We start from the raw sequence: 15,539 nt of genomic DNA, 5'->3' as shown, positions 1-15,539 counted from the left end.
ATGCCTCCTCGCTCTTAAAGCTATCCCTTTATTTAAGTTGCAGCTCACTACTCGTCGAGGCGTCACGCGCCGCGATACACGCCAAAGTACGGGACTTCGCTAGGCGGCGGCGTGTATCCTGCGTCCTTGGCCTTCTTGAGAGCCTCAAGCCCTTCGTCGAAGGTCACGAGCGGCGTGGTCTTGACGCTCTTAACCGCCCCACCAGCTGAGATCGCCATGGACAGCGCCGTGGCGCTCACATTGTCCGGCAGCTGACAGATCACCAGCACGTCGTAATCGCCGAACGTCAGCCAGCCGTCGACGACACTGCCGCCGAGCCGTTGAACAACGGGTTTGACGGCCTCCATGCGGTTCTGAGGATCTTTGAGCAGGGCTGCCCACCCGACAGGGGCGTAAGCCGTCTGCAAGGCATAAAGAGCCATGGAGGGTCTCCTTTCAGAGTTTGCCGCCCCCTCGCTCACGCGCAAAACGCATTGCCGCGTTGGGATATCTTAGTCTATCCCCTCGCAACGGCGAGCTCGCGGCACCGGTGTTGATATTGAAAATAGTGTAGCACTTCGCGCGACTCCCGTGAAGGCACGCTCGCGCTGGTTACTTGGCTAAACGGCCTCTACGCCATCCGGCGGCGCTGGGGCAGATACGCGTCGATTTTAGCCTGCATCCGCTCTTCGGCCCGGTGAAACTGCGTGTCCATTACACCTTCAATGGCCATTCCGCGCGCGCTGGCGGATCATTCACGAGCTTCACCTTCGTGGACGGCATCGTAACCGAGTTCACGGACATCGGCCATTTGCTTGACGAGCTCTTCCGGGGCGGACCGATGTCTGAAAAGGGGTCGAACAGCAAGCAGGTCCCGCCGATGATCCACGGGCATCAGATTGACGAGCAAGGCCGGATGACGGTTCTGACCTGATCAAGCTCGGTGATGATTTGCGCATCCCAGCGCTCCGCACTGCAGCATTCTGTTCTCCCAAACCGACCGTCCCAGCCTCGCGCCTTTTGACGATCAGGGCTATCTTTCCCTCTGATTGTGCTTTCGGCGAACTGCATGAAGCTCGGCCCCGGTGGTGGCTCCCGGGGGCAAGAAATGAGCCGCACAGCTTTCGTTGGAGATCAATTGATGCATGGCGGCCAAAAGGGCTTCGGCATGACCAAGCACGGCCGATCGGGGCACGCGACTCGATCGCCGCGCTTCCGGTTCCTGCAGAACCTCGAAGCACAGAAGAACGATCGCAAGGACCGCTCTCGGATCAGGGACCCGAAACAGTCCGTCGAAGAGCTGTTCCATCCCCGGAAGCCAACACGAACCTGACGAACGATCCTTGGATGATCTCCGGGTAGGCACATTCGGAAATTCGGGTCCTTGTGCTCGGTACGCGAACGGAGCTGAAGGACCGATGCCATTGCAGGGAGACCGGAAAAACCCGCCAGAACCAACCGGCACCTTTGAGAAGCCAAGTCGAGTGGATACAGTGAACGAGTCGGTAGCCCGGATCGAGGCGATCATCGGGCGCAAAGTCAAACGCGATATCGACCAGATGACCGAGTGGGCAAAAGGCAATCTTGCCCGCGCCGCAGAGGCCGTCATCAACACGCCCAACGCGCATGTCGGCATCGTTACCGGCTTCTATATACAGCACGCGGAGCCGCCTTCTCCAGAAACGGACGGGCTCGGCGGGATGGCCCATCTGGCCGCGGGCCTCGCAAATGCGGGCATCCTGGTCACGGTCATTACCGACACACCGTGTGCAAAGGCGGTATGGGCCGTGGTCGATGCACTGCCGATGCCCGTCAATCTTGAGGTCGTGTCGACGACGGAGAGTTCGGTTCTCCGCCTGCGGCAGTACCTGGAGACAGGCGATCGGCCGATCACTCACTTGATCGCAATAGAGCGGGTTTCTCCGGCTTCGGATGGAAAGCCCCGCCGGGAGCACGGATGGGACATGTCGCGCGAAACAGCGCCGCTCCATCTTCTCTTTAGCGACCCCGCCGCGAAGCATCGCTGGTACACGATCGGCATCGGGGACGGGGGCAATGAGATTGGGATGGGATCCTTGCCCAAAGAAATCATCGAAAGCGGAATTCCCAATGGCGAGGTGATCGCAGGGACGACCCCGGTCGATTCGCTCATCGTCGCCGGCGTGTCGAACTGGGGAGGGTATGGGCTCCTTGCTGCAATGGCCTGCACAAAGCCAGCGTTGCGGGAAGTTCTCCTGCGTTATTTCAATCGCGATATGGATCACCGGTTCCTTTCGGCGGCAGTAGAAACCGGGCAGGCGGTCGATGACAGCCGGATCGATAATCCCGGGCGACCGCAGATGAGTGTCGACAGCATACCCTGGGAGCAGCACGCGGCTCTTCTTGAGGAGATCTTCGCCGTGGTGGCGTCGAAGGCGCGCTGATCACCTTGAACTGATAGGCCATTCTAGCGATCAAGGGCGAAAATCGAGAGCCTCCGATCGCCGACTCCCCGCCCACGGTCGGGCATTCACGTAAAGTGGATTTTTGTCCCAACGAACCATCACGTAACCCGCCGGTTCTGAAGGAGGTCAAGGCGCTATTGGAGCAGCTCAGGGGTGACGCCAACTGTATGCACTAAGTGGCGCGGAACATCCGCTAATGGCGCGAAGCGGTCATTCGCGGTTCCGGACGAATTGGCGACCGAAAGTCTGCCGTGGGCCGGTCGATGCAACACATTTGCAACACGACGAACCTAAGCCATTGACATTGTTGAGCCGAAAAAGGTTTCCTAAACCGCAGGTCGGTGCGCGTCGCTAAGAGGGAGACGGCCGGCCAAGGGGGATGGCCGGCCGTCGTTGCGTACCCAGGCGCAGCGGGGGAACTGCCGGGTCGCATTGCCTCGAGTCAGCTGGCGATCGCGAGGATTCCGTCTGCGTGAGATCGTTCGGCACTCGCCCTCAACCGCTCCCGGCTACTGTGTCGTCCAGCCGCCATCGACGGAGATCGCCGTGCCCGTGATCTGGTCTGCTGCCGCTGAACACAGGAAGGCAACGGTGCCGCCAAGCTGCGAAGGAGAGGCGAAATCCGAAGACGGCTGCTTCTCAGCGAGGAGGACCTTGACTGCTTCCTTCTGGCTGATGCTTCTTTGCGCAGCGATGTCGCTGATCTGCTTTTCGACCAAAGGTGCTCGCACCCAGCCGGGACAGACCGCATTGCAGGTAACGCCGCTGCCGGCGGTCTCCAGGCCGACCACCTTGGTCAGGCCGACCAGCCCGTGCTTGGCCGCGACGTAGGCGGCCTTGTCTGTTGAAGCGACGAGACCGTGTGTGGAGGCGATGTTGACGATCCGCCCCCAGCGCTGCTTTTTCATCTGAGGCACCGCTATTGCGATGCCGTGGAACGCCGCCGACAGATTGATTTCCAGGATCGCGTTCCACTTGGCGGGAGGGAATTCATCCACCGGCGCGGTGAACTGGATGCCGGCATTGTTCACCAGGATGTCGAGGCGCCCGAATTTCTCCACCGTCGCGGCAATCAATCCGCGCACGGCTTCTCCCTTTGACATATCGGCGCCGTCGTAGACGACGCGCACGCCGTGGTCGCGTTCGATGCCGCTGCGGACCGCCTCGATCTCGCCGGCATTGCCGAGGCCGTTCAGCACCAAGTCGGCACCGAGCGTGGCCAGTTCCTTCGCGATGCCCAGCCCAATGCCGCTGGTCGATCCGGTTACGATCGCTACCTTGCCCTTCAACATGGGAATTCCTTTCAATGTTTGATGGGGTTGAGAGATGGATGATTAGTGTGCGCCGACGCCGTCGAGGCGATCGGGCTTCTTGAGCAGGAGGCCCGCCAGCAGCGCGACGATCAGCGCCGCGCCCAGCGTGTAGAAGGTGTCGCTGAAGGCAAGGATGTAGGCCTGCTTCTGCACGATATGGCCGATCGCGACATAGGCGCGGTGCGCTGCGTCAACGCGATCGATGACGCCGTGATTCACAAAATATTGCGTGAGCTGCTCGATCCGGGTGCGGGTCGCCTGTTCGAACATCGACACCGACTGCATCAGCACGTTGGAGTGATACCGCTCGCGCTTGGTCAGCCGCGTCTGCAGCGCGGCAATGCCGATGGCGCCGCCGAGGTTGCGCATCATGTTGAACAGCGCGGACGCGGACCCGGCATTCTCCGCCTCGATTCCGGCAGTCGCGACCGCCGAGAGCGGAGTGAACATAATGGCCTGACCAATGGCACGGACGATGTTCGGCCAGAACAGTTGATCAGCCGCATAGTCGTTGGTCATGGTGATGTTCATGAAGCTGGAAGCAGCGAACAGCGCAAAGCCAATGCCGATCATGATGCGCGGATCGACGCGCTTCATCAGCCGCGGCACCAGCGGGATCAGCACAAGTTGCGGCAGCCCGGTCCACGCGAGCACCATGCCGATCTGTTCGGAATTGTAGCCCTGGATGCGGGCGAGATAGACCGGCAGGATGTAGACCGAGCCGTACAGGGCGACGCCAAGCAGGAAGTTGGCGAGAACGCCGAAGCCGAAATTGCGACTGAACAGCAGGCGCAGGTTCAACAGCGGCTTCTTTGCGGTCGGCTCGATCGCCACGAACAGCGTCAGCGCGACCGCGGCGATGACGGCGAAGCGGAGGATGAAGGGCGAGCCGAACCAGTCGTCCTTGTTGCCTTCTTCCAGCACGGTCTGCAGCGCGGCGAGCCCGATCGCCATGGTGACGATGCCAAGCCAGTCGCCGTCACGCAGCAGCGACAGCTTCATGGGCTTGGCTTCCAGCGAGAAGAACAGCATGGCGATCATGATCGCGCCGGGCGTAGAAGATGTATTGCCAGCCAAAATTCTCGGTCAGATAGCCGCCGATGGTCGGGCCGATCGCGGGCGCAAACGTCGCGGAGATCGCAAACAGCGCCATGCCGATGGGCTGCTTCGCCTTCGGCAACAACGTGATGATCAGCGTGAACGCCATCGGGATCAGCACGCCCCCTGTAAAACCCTGAACCGCGCGGAGCACGACCATCTGCGGCAGGTCTTGCGCCAGCGCGCAGGCCGCCGAGAAAGCCAGAAACAGGGCGGCGTTGGTCAGGAGGTAGATGCGGACAGAGAACACCTAGGCAAGCCAGCCACTCAGGCGGATCACCACGATCTCGGCGATCAAATAGGAGGTCGAGATCCAGCCGCCGTCATCGATGCCTGCGCCGATCCCGCCCTGAATGTCGGCAAGCGAGGCATTGACGATCTGGATGTTGAGCACCGCCATGAAGGCGCCGAGCGGCGCCGATCACCGCGAACCAGGTTTTTGCGGAGACGGCAGGAGTCGTTGGAGCTGCGGCAGATGGCCCGCGATCGCTGGCGGGAAGGGCGTCGATGGTGGTTTGAAGCGTGGTCATGGCTGTCTCCTCTCGTGCGAGGCAAAATGCATTGGGGCCCGTTAGGACGCGCATTCGCTCAGCTGCGAGGCTCAGGGCCGCGCGACGCGAGCCGCTTCTCGACTTCGCGCTCGGCAACAACGGCCGACTTGGTGTTGACGGTCGGCACGGCCGACATGCCCGGCCGCAACAGGCCGTTCAGGCTCTGGCCGTCGAGCACGATCCTCACCGGCACGCGCTGCACGATCTTGGTGAAGTTGCCGGTGGCGTTGTCGGGCGGCAGCAGGGCGAATTCCAGGCCGCTTGCCGGCGACAGGCTGTCGACATGGCCCTTCAATCTAGTCGATTGGAAGCTATCGACGTAAAGCTCTACCGGCTGCCCGCTGTGCACATGGGTAAGCTGGGTCTCCTTGAAATTGGCGACTACATAGACCGCATCCAGCGGCACCACCGCCATGAGTTGCGTGCCGGCCTGCACATATTGGCCGACCCGCAACGAGCGCGCACCGACTGTGCCGTCGACCGGTGCGGTAATCAGCGTATAGGACAGGTTGAGCGCCGCCTGTTGCTCGACCGCGCGCGCGTGATCGAGTTGAGCAACCGCCTGGGCGCGCTGGGTCGAGAGGACATCGATCTTCTTGTTGGCCGCGATCAGGCCTGCCTTGCCCTGCTGCAACTGTGCAGTCTGCGAGCGCAACGCTGCGTCGGTCTGCTGGGCGCGCTGCACCGTGCCAGAGCCCGACTTCATCAACCCATCGTAACGGGTGCGCTCTTCCTGTGCGAACTTCAAATTGGCCTCGGACGCATCAACCTCGGCCGCCTGCTGCTGAATCAGCGGCTCCTGCAGCTCGATCTGGGCGTTAAGGTTGCGTACCGGTGACACTGGTTCAATGCGGTTTTGAAATCACGGTCGTCGATCCGCGCCAGAAGCTGCCCGGCCTTCACCGGCTCGTTGTCGGCAACCAGCACCTCGGAAATGTAGCCCGAGACCTTCGGTGCGATGATCGTCGAGTCGGCTTTGACATAGGCATCGTCGGTCGTTTCCAGGTAGCGGCCGATGGTGAGGTAGTAGTGGCCGAAATCGGCGACGCCAGCGACACCGAGCGCTACGGCAAGCGCGAGCGCCGCCCGCCGGATCGTCTGCCGGGACGGGCGAACGCTGGTTTTGGCTTTTTGCTCAGAGGCATAGGAAAGGGTCGACATGGCATTCTCCAAAATCTGTAGGGGGCTAAAGCTCAATCTCGGCGATGGACGTCATGGGTGACGATGCCGAGCTCGGGAGCCGGCGGTTCCAGGCGCCGCGGGTCGGCCAGCGTGCGTCGGATGTCGTCCAGCCCGCTCTGCCAATGGGCGCGCATCGCGCTCAGGCCGAATTCGTAGTCCTTTGACTGGCCCTCGTAGATCTTGGATTGGTAGATCAGGTGAATGATGTTGCAGGAGCAATGGCGCGCCATGTCCGCGATGGCGCGGAATTCCGGATCCTCCTTTGCGCTTTTCGGCAGCTTTTCAATCGTCCGCTGCAACGCCTGACGCATCTTCTGCATTCGCATCGCATGGTCCGTCATGGCGCGCGTACGGCTTGAATATTGAATGTGCTTCTGCCGGCTCGACACTTCCATCATTGGTGGCCTTCCGGGATTGGCTGATTGAAGAAGCGCGTCGCACTTAGGCGGTTGAAGGGCTGCTCCTGGCGCAAAGCGGCCGTTCGTACGCAGACAACATCCCGTGACTGATAAGGACTGAGTAGAGAGTCCATCAGTTTGGCATCAGGCTCGGGTAGGGCGCGCGTAGCCGTTCACAGTGGGAAGCCGCGACATCAATGGTTCAGTGGCGTGTGCGAACTTCGGGGCGTTCGTCGCATCCGCTCTCATCCCGTCCGAGCCGAACGCCGCCGTAGCGTCAGTGACCAATGTGACGTCATTCCGAATCCGTCGGCGGCTGCGTCGCGGAATATCGGGCTATATCGCAGATTCGGCGGGATGTAGGACGTGGAGGGATTCGAACCATCGTAAACATTGCTGTCCGGCGAACTGGGGAATCGCCTGTGCGACCAATCGCAAGAATCGGGTGTTGTGTCTCCATGATTTGAACCTACCACCCGACGTCGCTGCGACATTGCGTCGATCTGCAGCGAAGACGACGTTATCCTGACCGCGCCGGACACTGCTCCAGAACCCGATAGACGGTATTTCTTGAGATACCGAGACGTCGTGCGGTTTCGCTGATGTTGCCGGCGGTTTCGGAGTGGACGGCGAGGACGCGGGCGCGCTGGATGTCCTGCAACGAGCCGGAGGTCTTGTGCGGAGGCGGGCCGATCATGGCCCCGACCGCGGCCTCGTCGATGAAGCCGTCGGTGGCGGCAAGGGTGAAGCGCGCCAGCATGTTGCGCAGTTCGCGGATGTTGCCGGGCCAGGGCCGCATGGCGAGGTTGGCGATGGTGGCCGAGGTGATTTCGCAATCCGGATCGATAGCGCCGAGCAAATGGTGGACGATGGCGTCGAAGTCGGTGCGGTCCTGCAGCCGCGGCAGCGTCACCTCGAGGGTATTGAGGCGGTAGAGCAGGTCGGAGCGGAAGCGCCCTTCGAGGATGGCCTTGTCGAGGGTGGCGTTGGTGGCGGAGACAAGAAAGACGTCGACCTTGGCGCGCGCGCCGCCGATCGGACGCACGGTCCAGTCGTCGAGCAGGCGGAGCAGCACCGCTTGCAATGTGACGGGCATGTCGCCGATTTCGTCGAGGAACAGGGTTCCGCCGTCGGCCTCCTTGACGAGGCCAACGGCGCCGCCGCGCCGCGCGCCGGTAAAGGAGCCCTCGGCATAGCCGAATAGTTCCGCCTCGACGAGGCTCTCCGGAAGCGCGGCGCAGTTGACGGGGACGAAGGCGCCGGTACGTCCGCTGGCGGCGTGGGCGTGGCGGGCGAGCTGTTCCTTGCCGGTGCCGGTCTCGCCGCGGATCAGGATCGGCATCTTGCGGGCTGCTGCGGTTTCGACCTGACGCACGATCGCCTGCACCGCCGGATCGTGGGCGACGAAGCCGGTCACCGCCGGTTTGGGCGGCACCGCCGGCCGCCGCGGCATCTCGGTCGAACGGAGGTTCTCGGTTTGGCTGCTTCGATCTACGACTGCCACACGCCGGCGCGTGTGCAGCAATATGATGGCACCAATGTTGGAGCTTTCGTTCCTCACGAGATCGAAGCTCGCGTTCGGAAGGATCTCCTTCAATTTGAGCGGCCACTCGTCAAAGGGGATCGCTTTCAGAAATTGTGTGGGCGCACCATCGGCAACAAATTTGCGGTGACCCCTGACGACGCTCAGTGCGTGCTCGGTCGCATGGACGATCATGCCCCGTCGATCGAGCACGACGCAATCGTCGCTTGCCCACAACGACCTCTTGGAGAGAAAGTAACGCAGCAGATTTTCGTGATCCTGCCTGATCGATTGCGCCAATACGCTTTCCACATGATGGCCCACGGAAACGGCCAGCGCGAGACTCTGCGGGTTGAAAGTGTCTGCCGGACCCGAAATATCAACGACTCCCAGAAGTTCGCCGTCGGCGGGGTCATGAATCGGAACGGCAGCGCAGGTCCATCGCTGAATTTCCGAGCAGAAATGCTCCGTACCGCGAATCTGGACGGGTTTCGATTCCGCCATCGCGGCGCCGATGGCATTGGTGCCGATGTCGGCTTCGCTCCATCGTCCGCCATGCTCCAGATGAACCGCGCGACCGGCATCAATAACTCTGGCGTCTCCCTGTGTATCGATGATCAATCCGGAGGGATCAGTCAAAATCATCATGGAGTTCGCATCGCTCAGGAATGTTCCGGAGCTCTCGAGCGCGGAGCGTGCGGCATTGCGGAGCAAGGCGTGCTTGGAACGGTGACGATACAACTCGGCTTCCGGTACCAGCGGCGCTCTGGCGCGATCGACCGTGACGTGATGGTTTTTAGATCTCTGCCACGATGCTGCGACCGATGATCTCAAATTCGCCGACAGGGCTCCGCGCTCGACGAATTTTTCCCACGCCACGCGCACTTCTCGTTGGTCCATCATGGCTCCTCCGAGGTGACGACGTCGGCGACCCGCATCTCGACAGGTCTGCTATCGATCACCTTGATGTGGGTTGCCTGTCAAATAACCGTCTCCATGATGCAAAAAGCGCACTCATCGACCGGTGTCCCCGTCCATTCATTTGGAGGCCCATTCCAGGATCGAATTTTGGACATTTGTCCGGCGCTCTCGTCACGATGAACACGGCGTCATCCGATCAGACAACCTATCCCGCGTTTACTTCCCGGCTTTAGCAGGCGTTTCTTTCATGTCGCCTATCGGCACAGCCTATACTCCTTGTCTGCGTGCTGCAAAAGGAGACCGGGGCTACCAGGACGATGTTTTTCAATCAAATTGCAATCCGGAGGCTGGCGGCCGTCACATATAGGGCAGCGATGGCTATGGGCCGCTGTCCCGGCGGCTGTGGCCGAGCGCCCGATAGACGGTATTTCTTGAGATACCGAGACGTCGTGCGGTTTCACTGATGTTGCCGGCGGTCTCGGAGTGGACGGCGAGGACGCGGGCGCGCTGGATGTCCTGCAGCGAGCCGGAGGCCTTGTGCGGAGGCGGGCCGATCATGGCTCCGACCGCGGCTTCGTCGATGAAGCCGTCGGTGGCGGAAAGGGTGAAGCGTGCCAGCATGTTGCGCAGTTCGCGGATGTTGCCGGGCCAGGGCCGCAAGGCGAGGTTGGCGATGGTGGCCGAGGTGATTTCGCAATCCGGATCGATAGCGCCGAGCAAATGGTGGACGATGGCGTCGAAGTCGGTGCGGTCCTGCAGCCGCGGCAGCGTCACCTCGAGGGTATTGAGGCGGTAGAGCAGGTCGGAGCGGAAGCGCCCTTCGAGGATGGCCTTGTCGAGGGTGGCGTTGGTGGCGGAGACAAGAAAGACGTCGACCTTGGCGCGCGCGCCGCCGATCGGACGCACGGTCCAGTCGTCGAGCAGGCGGAGCAGCACCGCTTGCAATGTGACGGGCATGTCGCCGATTTCGTCGAGGAACAGGGTTCCGCCGTCGGCCTCCTTGACGAGGCCAACGGCGCCGCCGCGCCGCGCGCCGGTAAAGGAGCCCTCGGCATAGCCGAATAGTTCCGCCTCGACGAGGCTCTCCGGAAGCGCGGCGCAGTTGACGGGGACGAAGGCGCCGGTACGTCCGCTGGCGGCGTGGGCGTGGCGGGCGAGCTGTTCCTTGCCGGTGCCGGTCTCGCCGCGGATCAGGATCGGCATCTTGCGGGCTGCTGCGGTTTCGACCTGACGCACGATCGCCTGCACCGCCGGATCGTGGGCGACGAAGCCGGTCACCGCCGGCCTCGGCGGCACCGCCGGCCGCCGCGGCATCTCGGTCGAACGGAGGTTCTCGATCGTCGCGACAAACGCGCTCCCTACCGCGTCGTCCAACCGCTGGTGCTCCTGCCTGCGGCTTTCCGAGAGGAAGGATTGGAAGGGTGTCAGGAATAATTCCTCGAAGCGCTGTCCGGGGGTAGTGGTTAGACCCTGCAGCAGGTTCTTGGCACGTCCGTTCAATGCCAGCACCCGACCCTCGCGATCGACAGCGAGCAATCCGGCGCTGAGCGTATGCACGTATTCGCTCCGGCTATGGAACGCGATCAGCAGGTCGTTCTCGTGTTGGCGGCGAAACAGGCCGTTCTCGATCTGCGCCGCGGCCATGGCCACGAGCGCCTGGGTGTGTTCTTGACGCGATCGGCAGTCCGACGACGCATCCAGCACACCCGCCAAGGACCCATTGGGGGTAAAGACCGGTGATGCGACACAGGTGAGGCCGCCGAAACGTGGAAAGTAATGTTCGGCGCCATGGACAAGAACCTGGCGGCGCACGATGGAAGCGGTCCCCAATGCATTGGTTCCGCAACGTGCCTCCGACCAGACGGCGCCAGGCCTGATCGAAGCGCCATGCACCGACGTCCGAAAGCTGTCGTCGGCAACCATATCCAGCAACATGCCGTCAGGCGATGCGAAGGCGATCACGAAATTCGTTCCGGCGATCTGGCTGTGAAGGCTGTGCATTTCCGCCATGGCGAGCCGCAACACGAGTTCATGCCGCTGTCGCGCCGCCCGCAGCACTGCAGCTCCTTCTATCTGAAGCGGTGGCGGGCGGCGGGGATCCAATTGGACGTCGGCGCAGCGCTTCCAGCTTTCCAGAATATCCGGCGACAACAGTTCGGCTGGAACCGTGCCGTGCCGTTCTAGCTCGCGACGCGCAAGTGCGACGCGCTCCTCCGTGGACAGCATGTTTTTCCTCCGCGGATGTTTCTCTGAAGACCGCGTCGGCTCTCGCGCCAGTCTTGTCGGTCTCGGCCGGACATCGCGATCATCACCTTACCCGCGCGCGAGAAATATCAAAGGACGAAATATGCTGCGTCGCATGATGTTCCGCGGCTCAACATCGTTGCTCGGAAAGGTGTTCATCGGTGCAACAGTCCCGGCAGTCGTCTTCAAGCATTGCGCTGGAATTTCAAAGCGTTGATGCGCTGGCACGGCAGTTGCTGATCAGGGAGGAGAAAATGTCGAAGCCGCGCTGGGGCGGCGGAAAAAAGAAGGAACCGGGAGATGAAAGCCGCCGTCCTGCATCGGTACGACGAAACCCTGAGCGCCAAGGAATTCGTCAGCTACGAAGACGTCGTCGATCCGCGCCTTGAGAATCCCACGGACGTGATCGTCCGCATCGGCGGTGCCGGCGTTTGCAGAACCGATCTCCATATCGTCGAAGGCATCTGGCGTGAAAAATCCAACGTCAATCTGCCTTACATCATGGGGCACGAGAACGCCGGCTGGGTTGAAGAGGTCGGCAAGGGCGTCACCGGGTTCAAGAAAGGCGACCCGGTGATCTGCCATCCACTCGTCACCAGCGGCCATTGCCTGGCGTGTCGTCGCGGCGATGACATGCACGCCGAAGAGAGCGTCTTTCCGGGGATCAATGCCAATGGCGGCTATGCCCAGATTCTTCTGACTGGCGCGCGCAGTCTGATCAAGCTCCCGAAGACGCTCGCGCCCAAGGACGTCGCCCCCTACACCGACGCCGGTCTCACGGCCTATCGCGCCGCCAAGAAAGCCTCGCGCCATCTCCTGCCCGGCCAGTACGCAGTGATTATCGGAGCCGGCGGTCTCGGGCATATTGGCATCCAGGTGTTGAAAGCTTTATGTGCGGCCGAGATCATCGTGCTTGATCGCGCGCCGGGCGCGCTCGAACTCGCCCGCGGTTGCGGCGCGCATCATGTGGTGAACGCGGACGGCAACGAGGTCGAAGCAGTCCTGTCATTGACCGGCGGCCGCGGAGCGGAAGCCGTCATCGACTTTGTCGGAGAGGGTGATGCAATCGCCAAGGGCCTGGCGATGACGAGGAACGCCGGCTTCTATTACATCGTCGGTTACGGCGGACGTATCGACATTCCGACCATCGACATGATCACGTCCGAAAAGACCATCGTCGGCAATCTTGTCGGGACCTACGCCGAGCTTGTCGAACTCATGGCATTGGCGGACCGCGGTCTGGTCGATCTGAAGACGCGCGAATATCCACTGAGCGCAGCCAACGATGCGCTTCATGATCTTCATCACGGCCGTGTGCCCGGACGCGCGGTGCTTATCCCATGATCGCGAGCAATACGGCGCTGGAGTGCGCCATGCGATGCAGTTCATCGTTGAGCTGTTTCACGGCGCGGAGTTCGGCCCTCCCGGAGGGTGAAGAGATGGAATCCCAACGTGACGACAAGGCGCGCATGATGGCGCGGCACGAGATGGTGATGGGATTGATCGACAACAACGCGCGCCGGTTGCGCTGCGACAATCAGCGGCACGGCGTGGAGATCGAACGCAAATTGGCGGTCCGCGCAGCGGCGCTGCCCGGTGCGCCACCGTCTTCACAGGCGGCGATTGCGGAGTGCGACGAGCGCCTGGCGGTATTCGACGAGGAAGAGCACAGGCTCGCCGCCGAGCGCGATTGGTTGACCGCGACGCTTGCCGCATTCGATGCCGCTGCCGACGAGCCGAACACCAAGGAGAATTTCGATGGCTGACGCCAATACCATGGAAGCTCCCATTCAGACCGACGAGGAGCGTTCGAAGGACGAATTTTTCAAGCGTCTCGCCGTGATCGGCGAGGACATGATCGCCGCCCACGGCAAGGATTTCGCAATAGGGGCCCTGGTGCTGCTGGCGCGATTTCTTGTCGAGGGAAAAGAGCTCGCCAAGCCATCGGAACCGACGATTGGCGAGTGGATGAAAGGGGCGAAGCCGGCCTGACGATCGGCTCGCCGAAGACAGCCGTGAGGCCGCAAGCCGATCGGTGAGGATACCGCGGACGTCGTCCGCAACAACGATCTCACATGGAAGCGACGCTAACGCCACAGATAGGGAGAAGCTAAATGACGGCCAGTCTCACGCTCAACAAGATAACGGCACAGAAGGGTATCGGTATTACGGAGGCCGCGAACCGCGTCGCCGATCTCGGCTGGACACCGAGCTACGTTCAGGAAGCGATGACCTTCCCGACCGACTACAAGATCTCGAAAGTCGCCAGGGACCCGATGAAACAGGTCCTGCGGTCCTACTTCCCGATGCAGGAGGAAAAGGACAACCGCGTTTACGGCGCACTCGATGCGGCGCTGCGTGGCGACATGTTCCGCAATGTCGAGCCGCGCTGGGTCGAGTGGATGAAGCTGTTCCTGGCGATCATTCCGTTCCCGGAGATTTCGGCGGCGCGTTCGATGGCCATGGTCGGGCGGCTTGCACCCGGCGAGGAGCTACGTACCGGCTTCACCATGCAGATGGTCGACGAATTCCGGCATTCGACGATCCAGATGAACCTCAAGAAATGGTACATGGAGAACTACATCGACCCGGCAGGCTTCGACATCACCGAAGCCGCGTTCGGCAAGTGCTATGCGACCACGATCGGCCGGCAGTTCGCCGAAGGCTTCATCACCGGCGACGCCATCACCTCGGCCAACGTCTATCTGACGGTCGTCGCGGAGACGGCCTTTACCAACACGCTCTTTGTCGCGATGCCCTCCGAGGCCGCACGCAACGGCGACTACGCGCTTCCGACCGTGTTCCTGTCGGTGCAGTCGGACGAATCGCGCCATATCGGCAACGGTCATTCGATGCTGATGTCGATGATCAACAATCCCGACAACCATCTCTTGCTCGAGCGGGATCTGAAATACGCGTTCTGGCAGAACCACGCCATCGTCGATGCCGCCATTGGTACGTTCATCGAGTACGGCACCACCAATCGCGACAAGAACAAGGAATCCTATGCGGAGCTCTGGCACCGCTGGATTTATGAAGACTACTACCGGACCTACATGCTGCCGCTCGAGAAATACGGCATCAAGATCCACCATGACGACGTCTCCGAAGCGTGGGATCGCATCGTCAAGAAGAACTACGTCCACAAGGTTGCACAGTTCTTCTCCGTTGGCTGGCCGGTCAATTTCTGGCGCATCGAGGCGCAGACCGAGAAAGATTTCGAGTGGTTCGAGCACAAATATCCAGGCTGGTACGCCGAGTTCGGCGACTACTGGAAATGGTACGGCAGGAAGAGCAAGCCGGGCGAGACCAACATCCTGTTCGACCAGGAGAACGGCTACGTCTATCCGCACCGGTGCTGGAGCTGCATGGTGCCGTGCCTGATCCGCGAAGACATCGTTTGCGACGAAGTGGATGGCAAGGTCTACACCTATTGCTCCAAGCAATGTGCCTGGACCCATAAGGTGGCGTTTGCGGCCGAGTACGAGGGCCGTCCAACGCCGGCGATGGGCCGCTTCAGCGGCCGGCGCGAGTGGGAGGATTGCTACCACGGCTGGGACCTCGCCGACGCCATCAAGGACCTCGGCTTCGTTCGCCCGGACGGCAAGACGCTGGTGCCGCAACCGCATTTGCGCTTCGACGACAAGGAAATGTGGACGCTCGACCATGTGCGCGGTCACACCCTGCAGAGCCCATTGCGGCTGCTGCGGGAACTGAGTCCGGCGGATCGTGAGAAGTCGCTCGCGGAATATCGCAAGGGCTTCAAGATCCGGCCGTTCAACTGACGCTCCATCGAACTGACGCTGCACCGGGAACCGCCAAGGCGGCTCCCGGACCACCCCAAGCGGGCACCGTCGATCCGCACCAGGAACACCAAGAGCTTTGGG

Annotated in this window: 12 protein-coding genes and 2 pseudogenes; 7 read left to right on the top strand and 7 right to left on the bottom strand. The window is 61.7% G+C overall.

Annotated elements, in window-relative coordinates; translation table 11 throughout:
- Nucleotides 1-62: 62 nt before the first annotated feature.
- On the bottom strand, nucleotides 63-422 hold the full coding sequence (locus NL528_RS32825; protein WP_161852522.1) for a GYD domain-containing protein: 360 nt from the start codon (nucleotides 420-422) through the stop codon (nucleotides 63-65).
- A gap of 173 nt (nucleotides 423-595) precedes the next feature.
- Here NL528_RS32825 and NL528_RS32820 point away from each other — a divergent pair, with 173 nt between their 5' ends.
- The 3 genes from NL528_RS32820 (at nucleotide 596) to NL528_RS32810 (ending at nucleotide 2,402) form a co-directional block, all read left to right on the top strand.
- Nucleotides 596-913: a hypothetical protein gene (locus NL528_RS32820; protein WP_309178510.1), complete on the top strand. Its 318-nt coding sequence runs from the start codon at nucleotides 596-598 to the stop codon at nucleotides 911-913.
- 135 nt (nucleotides 914-1,048) lie between these two features.
- Complete coding sequence (locus tag NL528_RS32815; RefSeq protein ID WP_309178509.1) at nucleotides 1,049-1,312, top strand: hypothetical protein; 264 nt, start codon at nucleotides 1,049-1,051, stop codon at nucleotides 1,310-1,312.
- 160 nt (nucleotides 1,313-1,472) lie between these two features.
- A complete protein-coding gene (locus NL528_RS32810) occupies nucleotides 1,473-2,402 on the top strand; it encodes a glutamate cyclase domain-containing protein (RefSeq protein WP_309178508.1) in 930 nt (309 codons plus the stop codon).
- Nucleotides 2,403-2,932: 530 nt separating this feature from the next.
- Here the strand turns inward: NL528_RS32810 and NL528_RS32805 are convergent.
- From NL528_RS32805 to NL528_RS32780, 6 genes and pseudogenes are all read right to left on the bottom strand, one after another.
- Nucleotides 2,933-3,715, bottom strand: coding sequence for a 3-hydroxybutyrate dehydrogenase (locus NL528_RS32805; RefSeq protein ID WP_309178507.1), 783 nt, complete (start codon nucleotides 3,713-3,715; stop codon nucleotides 2,933-2,935).
- 42 nt (nucleotides 3,716-3,757) lie between these two features.
- Nucleotides 3,758-5,364, bottom strand: a pseudogene (locus NL528_RS32800) (MDR family MFS transporter).
- Nucleotides 5,365-5,422: 58 nt separating this feature from the next.
- Nucleotides 5,423-6,546, bottom strand: a pseudogene (locus NL528_RS32795) (HlyD family secretion protein).
- 32 nt (nucleotides 6,547-6,578) lie between these two features.
- Nucleotides 6,579-6,965, bottom strand: a complete 387-nt coding sequence (locus tag NL528_RS32790; RefSeq protein WP_309178506.1) for a DUF3734 domain-containing protein — start codon at nucleotides 6,963-6,965, stop codon at nucleotides 6,579-6,581.
- A 520-nt stretch (nucleotides 6,966-7,485) separates the two neighbouring features.
- Entirely contained in the window at nucleotides 7,486-9,387 is a 1,902-nt protein-coding gene (locus tag NL528_RS32785; protein ID WP_375144088.1) for a sigma-54-dependent Fis family transcriptional regulator, read from the bottom strand.
- Between the two features lie 399 nt (nucleotides 9,388-9,786).
- Nucleotides 9,787-11,634 carry a sigma-54-dependent Fis family transcriptional regulator gene (locus NL528_RS32780; RefSeq protein WP_309178503.1) on the bottom strand — a complete coding sequence of 616 codons (1,848 nt, stop codon included), beginning with the start codon at nucleotides 11,632-11,634 and terminating at the stop codon, nucleotides 9,787-9,789.
- 318 nt (nucleotides 11,635-11,952) lie between these two features.
- Between NL528_RS32780 and NL528_RS32775 the strand changes: the two genes are divergently transcribed.
- The 4 genes from NL528_RS32775 (at nucleotide 11,953) to NL528_RS32760 (ending at nucleotide 15,437) form a co-directional block, all read left to right on the top strand.
- On the top strand, nucleotides 11,953-12,996 hold the full coding sequence (locus tag NL528_RS32775; protein ID WP_074271293.1) for an NAD(P)-dependent alcohol dehydrogenase: 1,044 nt from the start codon (nucleotides 11,953-11,955) through the stop codon (nucleotides 12,994-12,996).
- A 95-nt stretch (nucleotides 12,997-13,091) separates the two neighbouring features.
- Nucleotides 13,092-13,418, top strand: a complete 327-nt coding sequence (locus NL528_RS32770) for a hypothetical protein (RefSeq protein WP_309178502.1) — start codon at nucleotides 13,092-13,094, stop codon at nucleotides 13,416-13,418.
- Nucleotides 13,411-13,644 (top strand): hypothetical protein, encoded by a 234-nt coding sequence (locus NL528_RS32765; protein ID WP_309178501.1) that lies wholly within the window; start codon nucleotides 13,411-13,413, stop codon nucleotides 13,642-13,644. The genes NL528_RS32770 and NL528_RS32765 overlap by 8 nt, the downstream gene beginning before the upstream one ends.
- Before the next feature lie 122 nt (nucleotides 13,645-13,766).
- A complete protein-coding gene (locus NL528_RS32760; protein WP_309178500.1) occupies nucleotides 13,767-15,437 on the top strand; it encodes an aromatic/alkene/methane monooxygenase hydroxylase/oxygenase subunit alpha in 1,671 nt (556 codons plus the stop codon).
- The last annotated feature ends 102 nt before the right edge of the window (nucleotides 15,438-15,539 follow it).

The organism is Bradyrhizobium sp. Ash2021 (assembly GCF_031202265.1).
In the GTDB taxonomy this organism is placed as follows: domain Bacteria; phylum Pseudomonadota; class Alphaproteobacteria; order Rhizobiales; family Xanthobacteraceae; genus Bradyrhizobium.
This window is presented reverse-complemented; position numbering and strand designations above follow the sequence as displayed.

Coding starts and splice junctions, on each gene's coding strand:
- NL528_RS32825 (WP_161852522.1), bottom strand. CDS start 422: ATGGCTCTTTATGCCTTGCAGACGGCTTACGCCCCTGTCGGGTGGGCA.
- NL528_RS32815 (WP_309178509.1), top strand. CDS start 1,049: ATGAAGCTCGGCCCCGGTGGTGGCTCCCGGGGGCAAGAAATGAGCCGC.
- NL528_RS32805 (WP_309178507.1), bottom strand. CDS start 3,715: ATGTTGAAGGGCAAGGTAGCGATCGTAACCGGATCGACCAGCGGCATT.
- NL528_RS32790 (WP_309178506.1), bottom strand. CDS start 6,965: ATGATGGAAGTGTCGAGCCGGCAGAAGCACATTCAATATTCAAGCCGT.
- NL528_RS32785 (WP_375144088.1), bottom strand. CDS start 9,387: ATGGACCAACGAGAAGTGCGCGTGGCGTGGGAAAAATTCGTCGAGCGC.
- NL528_RS32780 (WP_309178503.1), bottom strand. CDS start 11,634: ATGCTGTCCACGGAGGAGCGCGTCGCACTTGCGCGTCGCGAGCTAGAA.
- NL528_RS32775 (WP_074271293.1), top strand. CDS start 11,953: ATGAAAGCCGCCGTCCTGCATCGGTACGACGAAACCCTGAGCGCCAAG.
- NL528_RS32770 (WP_309178502.1), top strand. CDS start 13,092: ATGGAATCCCAACGTGACGACAAGGCGCGCATGATGGCGCGGCACGAG.
- NL528_RS32765 (WP_309178501.1), top strand. CDS start 13,411: ATGGCTGACGCCAATACCATGGAAGCTCCCATTCAGACCGACGAGGAG.
- NL528_RS32760 (WP_309178500.1), top strand. CDS start 13,767: ATGACGGCCAGTCTCACGCTCAACAAGATAACGGCACAGAAGGGTATC.